We start from the raw sequence: 12,632 nt of genomic DNA on the forward strand, positions 1-12,632 counted from the left end.
TTTTTGGACCAAAGAAGGAATCCACCCTTAGCACAGGGCTCAGGGCTTCTTCGGTCACGGTCATCGGCGTCTCCGCCTGTTCCGTACTTCAGATTTAAGCCAAAAGCGTAAAAAAGAAGTGAATTCTTCTTTGGTCTCAAAATATCTCGGGGGAGTCTCAATTCATTGAGACGGGGGCAGAGCCCCCAACCCAAAAAACAAGCGCGGCGCAGCCGCACAATTTGATTACAAATACTCAGAGCGCTGCAGACCGTATTTTGCCATTTTCTCGTTCAACGTTCTACGAGGCAGACAAAGTTCGTCCATGACTGCCGCAATCGAACCTTTGTGACGGCGCATCGTATTGTCGATCAGCATCCGCTCGAACGCTTCCACATATTCCTTGAGTGGCTTGCCTTCGGTGGTCATCACTGGCGTCATTTCGTCGTGATCATTCATCAGAAGCGATGCGATCGTTCCCGAACCACGGCGGGTCTGCAAAACAGCGCGCTCTGCAATATTGATCAATTGACGCACATTTCCCGGCCAAGGCGCTTGCAATAGCTGCGCCGCCTCTTGCGCTGACACCTCTGGAGCGTCGCATCCGTATTCCTCTGCGAATTGCTCGGAAAGACGGGTGAATAGCGATAGGATATCTTCGCCCCGCGCGCGCAGTGGTGGAATAGTGATGCGCAATGCAGCAAGGCGGTAGAACAAATCTGAGCGCAAAGCATCCTCGCACGTGCGGTCTTGTTCTTGCAGATTGGAAATCGCAATAATCCGGGTTTCCGCTGGCGTGCCCTGCTCGTTAATCACCGAAAGCAGTCGCGCCTGCAAACCATCGCTCAGCGCTTCGATATCCTCTAGAACCAGCGTCCCGCCTCTCGCCTCTTCTATCGCAGGCAAATACGGATCTTCTGGCGGCACCGGCCCAAAAAGCCGCTGCGCGAGCGCATCTTCGTCCATGGCCGCGCAGCTCACGAGAACAAAGCGTTTGCCCGCGCGGCTTCCGACCGCGTGCAACGCATGGGCAACGAGCGTTTTTCCTGTGCCCGTTTCACCGTCGATCAACACATGCCCATCAGCTTGACCCAAATCCAGAATGTCTTCTTTTAGACGTTCCATCACAGGCGAGGCACCGATGAGCTTTTTCATCAGTTGCCCACCATCAGACAGTTCCCGACGCAATGCGCGATTGTCTAACGTCAAGCGGCGCGCGTTCGCAGCTTTTTTGGCAAGCTCGGACATGCGATCCGGGTTGAAAGGTTTTTCCAGAAAATCAAACGCGCCAATGCGCATCGCGTCCACAGCCATCGGCACATCGCCGTGGCCTGTGATCATAATCACCGGCAAAGCGCTATCGGTGCCCATCAGCTTCTTGAGAAACTGCATTCCATCCATGCCCGGCATTTTGATGTCCGAAATCACGATGCCCGGGTAATCAGATCCAATCCCCGCAAGCGCATCCTCAGCAGAGGCGAAAGTCTCGGTGTCGTAACCGGACAACGCCAGCCACTGCGAGATCGACTGGCGCATATCTTTTTCATCATCAACGATGGCGATTTTCATAGCATTGGCCATGGGTTTACTCCGCTGCTGGCTTTGCGCTTACGGCGCTATCTTCATGTAGTATCGGCAAACGGATTTCAAAGACCGCGCCCCCTTGCTCGGAGTTGCGCGCAGTCATCCGCCCTCCTAGCTCGTTCACGATCCCGGACGAAATGGCAAGGCCCAGCCCGACCCCATCCCCTGGTTGCTTGGTGGTATAAAACGGCTCAAACAGGGCATCTAGGTTTTCAATCCCCTGCCCGTTATCGCGCACCGTTAACATCGCGGTTTCGCCCGCTGCGAGCAGAACATCGACCTGCGGGTTCGCTTCGGATTTCGTCGCATCAAGCGCGTTACGCAGCAGGTTGATCATGACCTGCTCAACGCGCACGCGATCGGCCATCACCATCACCGGTTCTTGCGGCAAAGTCTTTTCGATCTGCACCTGTCGTTGGCGCAGCTGTGGTTCCATCATAGACAGGCTAGAAGCCAAGGCATCGCCAAGATTTACAGGGGCATATTCATCCCCGCTTTTGCGCGCATAGCTCTTAAGCTGCCGCGTGATCGCGCCCATACGACCGATCAAATCGTCAATGCGTTGAAAGCTGGAAAGCGCCTCTTCAGGGCGCCCTCGCCCGACCAGAAGACGCGCGCCAGCAAGATAGGTCTTCATCGCGGCCAAGGGCTGGTTCAATTCATGGCTGACCGCCGCAGACATTTCACCAAGCGCCGCCAGTTTTGAGCTTTGCGCAAGCGTCTGTTCGGCCACAGCAAGGTTCTCTTGGACCTTCTGGCGCTCGGCAACTTCCCGCTGCAAGCGGATGTTAAGCTGGCGAAGTTCTGCCGACTCGCGCTGAAAAAGCGCCATGCGTCCCGCCGTTTGACGGTTCAGGAAATAGAACGCCAAGGCCAAAAGAATAGCGAATCCCATGATTTCGAGTGCGAGCACGCCGTTAACCCGTTCGCGCACGGACGCAAAGGAGGTGAAACTCGCAATTTGCCAGCCCCTGAAGGAAATACGCGCTTGGCTATGCATAACAGCCTCGCCGCGCAGATAGACGTCGCCCGGATCATTCGTCCAATCTGCTGTCACTTGCAGCGCACGGCTGATCGCACCAGAGGGCGGTTGCCGCTTAAGCGCCTCTTCTTCTTGCAAACCGCGCCAACGCGGCTCTGTTGCAAGGATAATCACACCCTCGGAATTGGTGATGAACACCGCATCCGAAATGCCTGACCACGCGCGCTCAAACTTTTGCAGATCGACCTCGACGATCACAACGCCAAGTACTTCGTTAGCGCTTTCAACACGGCGTGAATAAGTAAAGGAAAATCCGCCAGATTCGCGTTTGATCACGGAAAACACCGTGCCATTTGATCGCAAAGCATCAACAAAATAGGCTTCCGTGCGGTGTAATGATTGCAATCTGTTGCGATCCGTCGCGGCAACAGAGCGCCCGTCACGGTCGAGCAACATCAGCGAGGCCGCGCCAATTTCCTCAACAAAACTTATCAAGCGTTGGGTCGAATTGGTGTAATCCGCAGAATTGAGCGCACCGATCAAAGCAGGATCGCGTGAGAGTAGCTGCGGCACGATAGAATTGCGCCGCAGTTCCGAGAGGATATTTCCGCTATAAAGAGCCAGTCGCAACTCGGCGCGGTTGCGGGTCGTTTCTGTAAAGCGCGTAACAAGAAACGAGTTGGTGAAAAAGACCGTGATGGCCGCAAACAACACCAGCGTTATAAGAAGCACCCGCACGCGCCAAGGGTTGAAACGCTGGCGCGGGGCTCGCTTTCGCGCGATTGTCACCGCGCGCTTGTCCGATGCAGAACTATCGCTCATGGGCGCGATGGTAGTGCGCACGTCCTCTGCGCTCAAGGCATCACGCTCAGGCAGAGACCATTGACCCTACGACACCGGCGAAAAGTCGCGCGCCATCGCTTGAGCCATGCGCCTCTTCCATCGCCCGTTCAGGATGCGGCATCATACCAAGCACACGCCCGTTTGCAGATGTAATACCAGCAATATCGCGTTTTGAGCCGTTTGGATTGTCAGTGTAGCGGAACGCAATACGCCCTTCTCCTGCCAAGCGATCAAGCTCTTCTTCGGAAGCTGTGTAGTTGCCATCATGGTGGGCTATCGGCACCTGGATCACTTGGCCTGCGCTATACGCTTTCAGAAAATCGCTATCATTTTCAGCGACTTCGAGACCAACAGTGCGGCAAATGTACTTGAGCCCTGCGTTACGCATTAAAGCCCCCGGCAACAAACGTGTTTCCGTTAGAACCTGAAACCCGTTGCATACGCCAAAGACATAACCACCCTTTTCAGCGTGGGTCTTTACGGCCGCGCAAATCGGTGAATTGGCAGCAATCGCGCCGCAACGCAGATAATCGCCGTAGGAAAAACCGCCCGGAATACCAACAAAATCAATACCTTCGGGTAAAGCACTGTCTTTGTGCCAAACACGTGTGACCTCTGCACCAGCCATACGCAGGCCAACCTCAAGATCACGGTCACAGTTAGAGCCGGGAAAAGTGATGACCGCTGCACGCATTAGCTTAGCTCCACCGTGTAGGATTCGATAACCGTATTTGCGAGCAGCTTTTCACACATGTCATTGACCTGCGCTTCAGTTGTGCCGTCAGCAAGATCAAGCTCGATCACTTTGCCTTGCCGCACACCTTCAACACCATCAAATCCAAGCGCGCCGAGCGCGTGACGAACGGCCTCTCCCTGTGGGTCCAAAACACCGTTTTTCAGCATAACATGCACGCGAGCTTTCATGTATAAGTCCTTCTTAGTGCTTAGTTTATCAGTGTAGGCTTGGTGATTGGCTGCTGGTTCTTCGGCAACACTCCCAAGCGTTTGGCAACTTCTGTATAGGCATCCGTGAGCGAGCCAAGATCGCGGCGGAACACATCTTTGTCCAGCTTCTGATTTGTCTCGATGTCCCACAAACGGCAGCTATCCGGGCTGATCTCGTCTGCGATGACAAGACGTTGGAAATCGCCATCAAAGACGCGGCCAATTTCGATTTTGAAGTCGATCAACTTGATTCCCACGCCATACATGACGCCAGCAAGGAAATCATTTACCCGCAGCGCGAGGCTTAGAATGTCTTCCATATCCTGTTGAGAGGCCCAACCGAACGCTGCGATATGCTCTTCAGAAACAAGAGGGTCGCCAAGCTTGTCGTCCTTGAGGCAGTATTCAACAATCGGGCGCGGCAGTTGCGTGCCCTCTTCGATGCCCAACCGTTTGGACATTGTGCCAGCCGCATAGTTACGCACGATGACTTCCAGCGGAACAATCTCGCACGAACGCACCAATTGCTCTCGCATATTCAACCGCTTAAGGAAGTGTGTTGGCACCCCAATGCTTCCAAGGCCCAGCATGAAATACTCGGACAGCATGTTGTTCAAAACACCCTTCCCGTCGATCACATCCTTTTTTTCAGCGTTAAAGGCTGTCGCATCGTCTTTGAAGTACTGGACGATTGTTCCCGGCTCTGGACCTTCATAGAGGGTCTTTGCTTTGCCTTCGTAGATCTTTTTTCCGCGCGCCATGGCAGTGACTTTCTTTGCAGCATTGCGCGTTGTGGGCGACTCTGCCCATGCGCATCTGCCGCCCTCTTAGGGCAAGGGGCACCTCGGGGCAAGGTTGTGCTTGGGCTATGCATGCGGTGCAATGCCGCTTGGCCCTTGCAGCGCCTCTCGCAGCGGCGCATAATTGACTCAAACCAATTGAATCTTGAGGAGAGTGAGCAAGATGAGCACTTTTGACGATCGTGAAAACGCCTTTGAAGCAAAATTCGCACATGACGCAGACATGCAGTTCAAAGCAGACGCGCGCCGCAACAAATTGCTAGGTCTTTGGGCTGCTGAACTATTGGGCAAAACTGGCGACGAAGCTGCTGAATATGCCAAAGAAGTTGTTAAGTCCGACTTTGAAGAAGCAGGCCACGAAGATGTTGTGCGCAAAGTAGCCGGTGATCTGGGTGATAAATCCAGTGAAGACGCGATCCGCGCGAAGATGGGCGAGCTGATGGCCGTCGCAAAAGAACAGTTGATTTCAGAAGTTTAAAACAAGCTTCTAACGTCAAATCAGCCCCTGCAATCCTCGTTTTAAACGGTGCGAATGTGGGGGCTTTTTTCTGTCCAATTGTATCCGTTAAGGTCTTGATAATGGATGAGCCTTAAGAGCTTGCTCCATGTCTGCGCCCCTGTCAAAACTTCCCTTCAAACGCAAAGCGCTGTTTCAACTTACAGCCTTATGCCTTGTTTTGCCTCTATGTGCCGTTGCATTGCGCCCCGTGTTGGCCGCACTCGATTGGAGCCTTGTGCGCCTGTCTTGGAGCGAGATCACGGCCGGGCAATGGGCTTTAGCCTTGCTTGCCAGCGCTGCGAGCTTCGCCGCCATTGGTCGATATGACGTCATAATTCACCGCGTTTTAGAAACTGGCGTGCCTGCGCGCGCAGCCCAAGCAAGTGGCGCAGCAGCGATCGCCATTTCGCAAGTGATTGGAATGGGGTTGATCAGTGGCACAGTTGCGCGATGGCGTGGATTGCCAAACCTTAGTATCGTCGCAGCAGGCTCGGTAACGGCAATGGTTTCAATTAGCTTTTTAGGAGCCTGGCTGGCGCTTTTTGCTGTTGCAGGCTTGCTTGCGCCAACATCTCTCCCCCTTCCGCCGCTGGCTTTTCATGCCAGCTTGTTCTCTGCCATTTGTTTCGTGCTATATACCGCTCTCAAGCGATACCTGACCATCGCGGGCAAACGGTTGCGATTGCCAAGCTTAACCGCGATTCTTGCGTTGCTTTTCTATACGGCCTGCGACACGGGCCTCGCAGCCTTTGCCCTATGGGTATTGCTTCCGGAAAGCGCAGCGCTTTCATTTGCAACGCTTTTTCCTGTGTATCTCACATGCCTCGGCTTGTCCTTGATTAGCAATACACCGGGCGGCGTTGGTCCGTTTGAAGTGACTTTGTTATGGGCGCTGCAAGGCGAGAATGTGAATGAGGTTTTAGCCAGCTTGATAGCCTTTCGGCTTATCTATTTTGCCCTGCCGGCTTGCATTGGCGTGCTCTATTTGATTCACCCGATGAAAACTAAATCCCGCCAGCGACCATCTGTTTTACGCGCAAGAGGATTGCATGCTGAAAGCAGCGCAGGTTTGCAAACGGGAGCACCGCTAATTACGCGCGAAGGCACGTTGATCGGGGCCAAAGCACGCACCACACAGAGCAGCGCTATGCTTTTCGAACCAGCTATTTGCCCCGAGCAAAGCACCGCGGCCCTTAAGAAAACGGCCAGAAACACAGCAACCTTGCCGCTGTTTTACAAATGTAGCGCACGCTGCGCAGCGAAGTTACGTCAAAACCATATGAGCGTTGCGCGGATCGCTAAGGATGCCGTTTTAGATTTGCACGATTGCACGCTCACCCTGCCAGCCCGCCGCAGTCTGCGACGAAAGCTCAACAAGGCGAAAAAATCAGGCATCGTTATCGCGCCGTTAGCGATTGATGCCTCTTCGGCAACCCAGATATTGGAAATCGACAAGGCGTGGCAGCAGCAAAACGGACCTGCGCGCGGGTTTTCAATGGGACGGGTTGAGCTAGGTTATATGCAAAAACAAACCTGCCTTGGAGCCTGGCTCAATGGTCGCTTAGTTGCCTACATCAGTTGCCATAGCGGGCAAAAAATCTGGGCATTGGACATCATGCGCAATATATCAGACGCCCCTAGCGGCACTATGCACGCGCTGGTTTGGCACGCAGTCCAAGATGCACAGCGCGCTGGCGCGCATTCTTTTTCTCTCGCCTCAGCCGCCTGTGCAGGTGCGCCGCTCATTCAAATTATTGATAGATTAAGCCTTCGCAAATCGCCCCACTCAGTCGGACTTGCGCAGTTTAAACGCAGCTTTGCCCCCCACTGGCGGCCGCTTTACGCCGCAGCGCCAAATCGGCTCGCCCTTTGGCTTTCGCTCTGGGATGTATGGCAAGAGGTTCAGGACCCGCCCCCCTTACCTAACAATCAGAGCAATGCTCAAAACTGAACATCCTATCGGCAATTTCATAATGTTTATGACGATTAAGAATTGGTTCCACCTGCTTGGGCATGTAACAGAGACCCAAAGCAGCAGGATTTCACTATGACAAATGCACTGACACGTATGCTCGCTGAGCGCGAATGGATCTTGGCCGATGGCGCCACAGGAACGAACCTCTTCAACATGGGCCTGATGTCTGGCGATGCGCCAGAGTTATGGAATGAACAGCATCCAGACAAGATCAAAGCGTTGTATCAGTCTGCGGTTGATGCAGGCAGTGATTTGTTCCTAACCAATTCGTTTGGTGGCAACGCGTCGCGGCTCAAACTGCACAATGCACAAGACCGCGCACATGAATTGTCACGCATTTCCGCTGAAATCGGTCGCGAAGTCGCAGACGCAACGGGCCGAACAATCGTTGTAGCTGGCTCTGTCGGCCCAACGGGTGACATTATGGAACCTGTCGGAACGCTGTCCCATGCGGACGCTGTCGAAATCTTCCACGAACAGGCTGAGGGCCTCAAAGCTGGCGGCGCTGATGTGCTCTGGCTTGAAACGATTTCGGCACCTGAAGAATATCGCGCCGCCGCCGAAGCGTTTGCCCGCGCTGACATGCCTTGGGTTGGCACCATGAGCTTTGACACCGCAGGCCGAACGATGATGGGCACGACCAGCGCAGCAATGGTGCAAATGGTCGAAGGCCTTGCGCACCCCCCGCTCGCCTTTGGTGCAAATTGCGGAACTGGTGCATCTGATTTGCTGCGCACAGTACTCGGGTTTGCGGCCCAAGGCTCTGATCGCCCGATCGTCGCCAAAGGCAACGCTGGCATTCCAAAATATGTGGAAGGGCATATCCACTACGATGGAACGCCTGAATTGATGGGGCAATACGCCTGCATGGCGCGTGATTGCGGAGCCACGATCATTGGCGGATGCTGCGGCACCATGCCGGAGCACCTTAGCGCGATGCGCAAAGCGCTAGAAACAACTCCCAAATCTGCCGCCCCAACACTGGAAGCGATCGCTGAAACCATCGGCCCGTTCTCTTCTGCCGGCGATGGAACCGAAGAAAATGCTCCAGCCGCGCGAAAGACACGGCGCAAAAGACGAGCTGGCTAAGTGAAGGCACTTTGGTTTTCGCTCGGCGCGCTGGCTCTGACGCTTGGCGCGCTGGGTGTTGTTTTGCCGGTTCTGCCGACGACGCCATTTGTCATTCTTGCAGCTTTTGCCTTTGGGAAATCGAGCCCACGTCTTCATGCTTGGCTCTTAAATTCCAGATTTTTCGGACCAATGATTAAGGACTGGGAAGCCCACGGCGTTATCCCGACAAAGGTCAAATGGCTCGCGTGTTCGATGATGGGGGCTGTCTTCTTATTCAGTCTTTACGCAGGCGCGCCAAAGGCCGTGATCATCGGGCAAGCGATTGGCATTTCATTGGGCGCAGCCTATGTGATTTCCCGCCCAGGCCGCCCAAAAGGATAGCGATTTCTGCAAAGCATCTCATAGTCATAATGATCCTTTTTCATTCGGCTCCTTGCTGAAAAATTGCTATAGGTCGGAACTGAAAGCGCCAGTGTCGCAATTGGTTAAGTTTAGACGCGACAATCTGACCAAATATCAAGAAAACAACAGGCATATCTGCCTCATCAAAGGAACGGCTCATGTCCGACGAAGAAGACGACATCATCCTGTCTGAACTGGACGACGAAGAATTAGTCCAACAGATGTTCGATGACCTCTACGACGGTTTGAAAGAGGAAATTGAAGAAGGTGTTAATATCCTTCTCGAACGCGATTGGGCCCCCTACGACGTTCTGACCAAAGCTTTGGTCGGCGGCATGACAATCGTTGGCGCAGATTTCCGTGACGGTATTTTGTTCGTGCCAGAGGTTCTGCTTGCGGCGAACGCGATGAAGGGTGGCATGGCCATTCTGAAGCCGCTTTTGGCGGAAACAGGAGCACCACGCGTTGGCAAAATGGTGATTGGCACGGTGAAGGGCGACATCCACGACATCGGTAAAAACCTCGTCGGCATGATGATGGAAGGTGCGGGTTTCGAGGTCGTTGATCTTGGCATTAACAATGCCGTTGAATCCTATGTTGAGGCGCTTGAAGCGGAAGATGCAGATATTCTCGGGATGTCTGCCCTTTTGACGACAACGATGCCTTACATGAAAGTCGTTATCGACACGCTGGTTGAGCAAGGTCGCCGCGATGACTACATCGTGCTCGTTGGCGGCGCGCCGTTGAACGAAGAATTCGGTAAAGCCATCGGTGCAGACGCCTATTGCCGTGACGCAGCGGTTGCTGTCGAAACGGCAAAAGACTGGATCGGACGCAAGCATAACCAGCTGGCGAGTTAAGCACTGGCTATTGCAAAAAAGAGGCTCCGGTGCATCTGCATTCGGAGCCTTTCGCATTTGGGTAAATTAGATGAAAATCGAAGACACCGCATTAACCCATGAAGGATTAAGCCAGCTCAAAGGCGGGCGGTCTTTAATCCTAGCTTGCGGAGCGCTCGCGCGTGAAATTCTTGCGCTGAAAGAGATAAACAAATGGGATCATATGGATCTCACCTGTTTGCCCGCTATTTATCACGTTTATCCGGAAAAGATCACTGATGCGGTTGAGCAAGCGGTTCTGAAACATCAACCAAATTACGCGCAGATATTTGTCGCTTATGCGGATTGCGGCACGGGTGGCCTGCTGGAGGCGAAGTGCAATGAGCTTGGCGTTGAAATGATCCAAGGCCCCCATTGCTACTCCTTTTTTGAAGGCACTGAAACTTTTGCGAAGATCTCTGAAAACGAGTTTACGGCGTTTTATCTTACGGATTTTTTGGTTCGCCAATTTGATGCATTCGTGATCAAACCTATGGGCCTAGATCGTCACCCTGAGCTGCGCGATATGTATTTCGGCAACTATGAAAAGCTGGTGTATCAGGCGCAAACCGATGATCCCGCTTTAACGGAGAAAGCGAAAATCTGTGCGGATCGATTGGGCCTTAAGTTCGAGCGACGGTTTACAGGATATGGTGATCTGCAAACCGCCCTTCGCGATCTTTAAAGAAACACCCGCTCTACAAACCAATAGGCCCCGACCAAAGCGATGGCGATAGAGGCTGGAATGGCGATGCGTGCTCTGTACCACTCTTTGCCACCGAACCAGAAGCCAACAGCGAGAAAGGCAAGCGCAATTACCGTCAGCTGGCCAAATTCCACGCCAACGTTAAAGCCGATCAAAGCTGCCACGAATTGCCCCGCAGGCAAGCCAAATTCGCCAAGGACCGAAGCGAATCCAAGCCCGTGAAGCAATCCGAACACGAAAATAATCGCAGGTCGCCAAGGGTTCATTTTGCGCGTGAAGATGTTTTCAACGGCGACATACACAATTGAGGCCGCGATAATTGGCTCAACGATGCTGCCGGGTATCGTGACGATTCCAAGCGCGCCAAGCGCCAGTGTCACGGTATGCGCCAGGGTGAAAGAGGTCACTTGCACAAGCAAAGGGCGTAGCGCGGTCGAGAAGAAGAAAAGCCCTAGAACGAATAGAATATGGTCCAAACCTTTAGGCAGGATATGATCGAAGCCGACGGGAATATATTCAATGAAAACAGAGCCAAAACCGCGTTCTTCACCGCCGAAAATAGAAATTTCAGGGCTGGACTGCCCTCCGTCGATATACCCCGTGTAGCCGTTTTCTATGCCCATCTGCCGAAGAATCAGCGCGCCGTATCCCTTTGGCCACTCCAGCTGCATTTGGGATGCATCCTTTGGGGCTGTGCCTTCAAAGCTCAACTGCGACAGGCGCGGAAGTTCAGGATCGCCAACCTCTGGAATATCTAGCCCGCTGATTGCGAGGGCGACAGGCGCGCCATCAATGCGAAGCTGAAATTTACTTAGCATTTGCGGCGCAAATTCTCTCATGCGGGTTTCCAGCTCAGCGGAGGTGAGCGCGCGCAATGCATCATAATCGGCGGCTTGAGGGGCTTCATTCGTATCCTCAGCACTATCCAGATCGATGCCAGCCAGAAAACTCTCTAATGTGATGCGCATGCTTAATGAGGCTTTGCCTTCTTCAACGCTCAAATCTGCGACCGTTGGGCTGACCTCATGTGCTATTGCCGACGACATTGTGAACGCCATAATGCTTGACACTGCCAACAACTGCATCAGCATGACTTTGAGTTTTGAGAAAGTTGATATCATGATCGCTAAGACCTTCGTTTGTAATATTTTTCTGACCTTGGCGACGACGCCGTTACTCGCGCATGAGTTTTGGATTGATAGTAAGAAATTTCAAGTCAAAACAGGCGAAAACATTGCGGCTTTCACGAAGAATGGACAAAACTTCAAAGGAATAGACCTTGCCTATTTCACGAGGCGCGCGGCGCGGTTCGAGCGAATTGATGCGAGCGGCGCAAAGCCTGTGCAGGCGCGGCTCGGAGACTCGCCCGTGTTTGACAAGCCAATCGAAAGCGACGGTTTGTTCACGCTGGTTTACCAAACCAATCCTCAAAACCTCACCTACACTGAATGGGCGAAGTTCAAGAAATTTGCAGACCACAAGGATTTTGGCGACGTCCTAAGCCAACATCGCGAAAGAGAATTGAGCGAAGACAAGTTCCGCGAAACCTACACTCGTTTTGCAAAGGGTCTGTTTGCGGTTGGCAGTGGAGCAGGCAGCGATGCATCACGTGGTTTAGAGCTAGAGATCATCGCGCTGAAAAACCCGTACACAGATACGCTCGACGGCGGTTTGCCTGTCAAAGTGCTCTATCGTGAAATGCCCCGCTTGGATGCGCAGATTGAAATCTTCGAACGTTCAAAAGAGGGCGATACGACAATTACACTGGTGCAAACCAATGATGAAGGGATTGCGGTGATCCCTGTGAAATCGGGTTATGCGTACTTGCTCGACAATGTCTTGCTGCGCGAACCCTCGCCCGCGCTTTCGCAAGAAACAGGCGCAGTTTGGGAAACTCTCTGGGCCGCACTTACATTTGAAGTCCGCTAAGCCCTTGCGAGTGCGCACGTGGCGCGGCACTAAGACCGT

13 protein-coding genes are annotated in these 12,632 nt (G+C 53.3%); 7 read left to right on the forward strand and 6 right to left on the reverse strand.

The genetic code is table 11. The annotated features are described in order from the left end of the window. Nucleotides 1-225: 225 nt before the first annotated feature. From ACRBCU_RS12485 to purC, 5 genes are read right to left on the reverse strand one after another with little or no spacing between them, the layout of a single operon-like run. Nucleotides 226-1,560 carry a sigma-54-dependent transcriptional regulator gene (locus tag ACRBCU_RS12485; RefSeq protein ID WP_431365719.1) on the reverse strand — a complete coding sequence of 445 codons (1,335 nt, stop codon included), beginning with the start codon at nt 1,558-1,560 and terminating at the stop codon, nt 226-228. A gap of 4 nt (nt 1,561-1,564) precedes the next feature. Further along, nucleotides 1,565-3,367 carry a sensor histidine kinase gene (locus ACRBCU_RS12490; RefSeq protein ID WP_431365720.1) on the reverse strand — a complete coding sequence of 601 codons (1,803 nt, stop codon included), beginning with the start codon at nt 3,365-3,367 and terminating at the stop codon, nt 1,565-1,567. Nucleotides 3,368-3,413: 46 nt separating this feature from the next. Further along, a complete protein-coding gene (gene purQ / locus ACRBCU_RS12495) occupies nt 3,414-4,082 on the reverse strand; it encodes a phosphoribosylformylglycinamidine synthase subunit PurQ (RefSeq protein WP_431365721.1) in 669 nt (222 codons plus the stop codon). Then, the gene (gene purS / locus ACRBCU_RS12500) at nt 4,082-4,312 is read right to left on the reverse strand and encodes a phosphoribosylformylglycinamidine synthase subunit PurS (protein WP_431365722.1); all 231 of its coding nucleotides are present in this window, start codon (nt 4,310-4,312) and stop codon (nt 4,082-4,084) included. Before purS ends, purQ begins: the two co-directional genes overlap by 1 nt. 20 nt (nt 4,313-4,332) lie before the next feature. Beyond that, nucleotides 4,333-5,094 (reverse strand): phosphoribosylaminoimidazolesuccinocarboxamide synthase, encoded by a 762-nt coding sequence (purC, locus tag ACRBCU_RS12505; protein ID WP_431365723.1) that lies wholly within the window; start codon nt 5,092-5,094, stop codon nt 4,333-4,335. Nucleotides 5,095-5,296: 202 nt separating this feature from the next. On the opposite strand from purC, the gene ACRBCU_RS12510 reads away from it, so the two are divergent. The 6 genes from ACRBCU_RS12510 to ACRBCU_RS12535 all read left to right on the forward strand — a co-directional run bounded on the left by ACRBCU_RS12510 (nt 5,297) and on the right by ACRBCU_RS12535 (nt 10,643). Beyond that, nucleotides 5,297-5,611, forward strand: coding sequence for a DUF1476 domain-containing protein (locus tag ACRBCU_RS12510; RefSeq protein ID WP_431365724.1), 315 nt, complete (start codon nt 5,297-5,299; stop codon nt 5,609-5,611). A gap of 127 nt (nt 5,612-5,738) precedes the next feature. Beyond that, nucleotides 5,739-7,583: a phosphatidylglycerol lysyltransferase domain-containing protein gene (locus ACRBCU_RS12515; RefSeq protein ID WP_431365725.1), complete on the forward strand. Its 1,845-nt coding sequence runs from the start codon at nt 5,739-5,741 to the stop codon at nt 7,581-7,583. A gap of 96 nt (nt 7,584-7,679) precedes the next feature. Next, entirely contained in the window at nt 7,680-8,696 is a 1,017-nt protein-coding gene (gene bmt, locus ACRBCU_RS12520; protein WP_431365726.1) for a betaine--homocysteine S-methyltransferase, read from the forward strand. Further along, nucleotides 8,697-9,059 carry a YbaN family protein gene (locus tag ACRBCU_RS12525; RefSeq protein WP_431365727.1) on the forward strand — a complete coding sequence of 121 codons (363 nt, stop codon included), beginning with the start codon at nt 8,697-8,699 and terminating at the stop codon, nt 9,057-9,059. A gap of 179 nt (nt 9,060-9,238) precedes the next feature. Next, a complete protein-coding gene (locus ACRBCU_RS12530; RefSeq protein WP_431365728.1) occupies nt 9,239-9,940 on the forward strand; it encodes a corrinoid protein in 702 nt (233 codons plus the stop codon). 70 nt (nt 9,941-10,010) lie between these two features. Next, a complete protein-coding gene (locus ACRBCU_RS12535) occupies nt 10,011-10,643 on the forward strand; it encodes a DUF1638 domain-containing protein (protein WP_431365729.1) in 633 nt (210 codons plus the stop codon). On the opposite strand, the gene ACRBCU_RS12540 is transcribed toward ACRBCU_RS12535, so the two are convergent. Beyond that, entirely contained in the window at nt 10,640-11,785 is a 1,146-nt protein-coding gene (locus ACRBCU_RS12540) for a HupE/UreJ family protein (protein ID WP_431365730.1), read from the reverse strand. The two genes, ACRBCU_RS12535 and ACRBCU_RS12540, sit on opposite strands and share 4 nt — an antisense overlap. Here ACRBCU_RS12540 and ACRBCU_RS12545 point away from each other — a divergent pair. After that, complete coding sequence (locus ACRBCU_RS12545) at nt 11,724-12,593, forward strand: DUF4198 domain-containing protein (RefSeq protein WP_431365731.1); 870 nt, start codon at nt 11,724-11,726, stop codon at nt 12,591-12,593. The genes ACRBCU_RS12540 and ACRBCU_RS12545 overlap by 62 nt on opposite strands. Nucleotides 12,594-12,632 lie beyond the last annotated feature (39 nt).

This window comes from Planktotalea sp. (genome assembly GCF_050633725.1).
GTDB lineage: Bacteria > Pseudomonadota > Alphaproteobacteria > Rhodobacterales > Rhodobacteraceae > Planktotalea.

Bases quoted from the DNA above. Each gene is read 5' to 3' on its own strand.
- ACRBCU_RS12485 (WP_431365719.1), bottom strand. From the start codon at position 1,560: ATGGCCAATGCTATGAAAATCGCCATCGTTGATGATGAAAAAGATATG.
- ACRBCU_RS12490 (WP_431365720.1), bottom strand. From the start codon at position 3,367: ATGAGCGATAGTTCTGCATCGGACAAGCGCGCGGTGACAATCGCGCGA.
- purQ (WP_431365721.1), bottom strand. From the start codon at position 4,082: ATGCGTGCAGCGGTCATCACTTTTCCCGGCTCTAACTGTGACCGTGAT.
- purS (WP_431365722.1), bottom strand. From the start codon at position 4,312: ATGAAAGCTCGCGTGCATGTTATGCTGAAAAACGGTGTTTTGGACCCA.
- purC (WP_431365723.1), bottom strand. From the start codon at position 5,094: ATGGCGCGCGGAAAAAAGATCTACGAAGGCAAAGCAAAGACCCTCTAT.
- ACRBCU_RS12510 (WP_431365724.1), top strand. From the start codon at position 5,297: ATGAGCACTTTTGACGATCGTGAAAACGCCTTTGAAGCAAAATTCGCA.
- ACRBCU_RS12515 (WP_431365725.1), top strand. From the start codon at position 5,739: ATGTCTGCGCCCCTGTCAAAACTTCCCTTCAAACGCAAAGCGCTGTTT.
- bmt (WP_431365726.1), top strand. From the start codon at position 7,680: ATGACAAATGCACTGACACGTATGCTCGCTGAGCGCGAATGGATCTTG.
- ACRBCU_RS12530 (WP_431365728.1), top strand. From the start codon at position 9,239: ATGTCCGACGAAGAAGACGACATCATCCTGTCTGAACTGGACGACGAA.
- ACRBCU_RS12535 (WP_431365729.1), top strand. From the start codon at position 10,011: ATGAAAATCGAAGACACCGCATTAACCCATGAAGGATTAAGCCAGCTC.
- ACRBCU_RS12545 (WP_431365731.1), top strand. From the start codon at position 11,724: ATGCTTGACACTGCCAACAACTGCATCAGCATGACTTTGAGTTTTGAG.
- ACRBCU_RS12540 (WP_431365730.1), bottom strand. From the start codon at position 11,785: ATGATATCAACTTTCTCAAAACTCAAAGTCATGCTGATGCAGTTGTTG.